Below are 1,292 nucleotides of genomic sequence, written 5' to 3'. Positions count from 1 at the left end.
CACGGAAGGTACCTGTGAATCGGACTGAATCGCCAACTTTTATAGAAGAATTAGTAGGATTTCTATTTTGAGTTCCTGATTCGAGGTCTTTAAAATGGATATATCCAGACACTTGACTCTTATGGAAGCTACGTTTGTGATATTTCTCAGGCCCCTGACCCGCATCGTAGTTGTATTCTTCAATAGTTACCTGATCACCATGTACTTCTGCAACCCAAGCGACATGCCCCATGTGACCAGCTCCATTAACACCAGCTGAGAACCAGGCGATGCTCCCTACGGCAGGATTCATGTCAACACGGTAGCCATTCGCACGTGCGATATTACCCCAAGTGATGGCATTTCCATAACCTATAGGTAAGGTGAATCCATTGGTGTTGCTAAGGCGGTAGGCCGCAAAGGAAGTACACTGACGCCAGTACATAGTCCAAGGGTCCACGCCGAAGCCACCATATTTCCAAGAAAAAGGGTAGTCATCTCCGAGGACAGCTGCCTGAGCAGAGCCGCTGCACGAAACCGAAACAGTCGCTAGACAAGCTAGCAGTATGAGATAATTTAGTAATTTTTTCTTCATTTCAACCTCCACCTACCTATTCGCAGTTTTTCAGGAAAATGAAGATGATTTTTGAATTTAAGTCTCTCTTAAGCTATTTAGACTATACTATCATTAATCCTAAATAACTTTTTTCATTTTCATAATCTCCTAAGAGGCGGTCCAAGTGGTCGCCTTTTTTTATGTTCAAATTTGGCTACACACCCATATCTCCGAACAAATATGTTATAATGGTTACATATAATTCGTGAAAATAACTAATTTTTCCGAATGATGGTCGTTAACGGGCATTTGCCCCTAGTATTATTTGATATTGAGGTATCTTTCAAATGAAACTTTTGGTTGTTGGTTCTGGCGGTCGTGAACATGCGATTGCCAAGAAATTATTGGAGTCTAAGGACGTTGAGCAGGTTTTCGTGGCTCCTGGTAATGACGGGATGACATTGGACGGTCTTGATTTGATCAACATCGGAATTTCCGAACATTCTAAGCTTATTGACTTCGCAAAAGCGAACGATATTGCTTGGACCTTTATCGGTCCAGACGATGCCCTTGCGGCTGGTATCGTGGATGATTTCAATGCGGCAGGACTCAAAGCCTTTGGTCCGACCAAGGCTGCGGCTGAACTTGAGTGGTCTAAGGATTTTGCTAAGGAAATCATGGTCAAATATGATGTTCCAACAGCAGCCTATGGAACATTTTCAGATTTCGAGGAAGCTAAAGCCTATATTGAGGAAAA

The 1,292-nt window shown here is 42.8% G+C and carries 1 protein-coding gene and 1 pseudogene; one reads left to right on the top strand and one right to left on the bottom strand.

From position 1 onward, the window contains the following. A partial coding sequence (locus CGS49_RS13520; RefSeq protein ID WP_097802295.1) for a CHAP domain-containing protein occupies positions 1-574 on the bottom strand: 574 nt, incomplete at its 3' end. A 308-nt stretch (positions 575-882) separates the two neighbouring features. Between CGS49_RS13520 and CGS49_RS13515 the strand changes: the two are divergent. Beyond that, positions 883-1,292, top strand: a pseudogene (locus CGS49_RS13515) (phosphoribosylamine--glycine ligase); the annotation flags it as partial.

The sequence above is a fragment of the Faecalibacterium langellae genome (genome assembly GCF_002549775.1).
Classification (GTDB): Bacteria; Bacillota; Clostridia; order Oscillospirales; family Ruminococcaceae; genus Faecalibacterium; species Faecalibacterium langellae.
The sequence above is the reverse complement of the archived record's forward strand: the minus strand, read 5'-3'. Positions and strand labels throughout refer to the sequence as shown.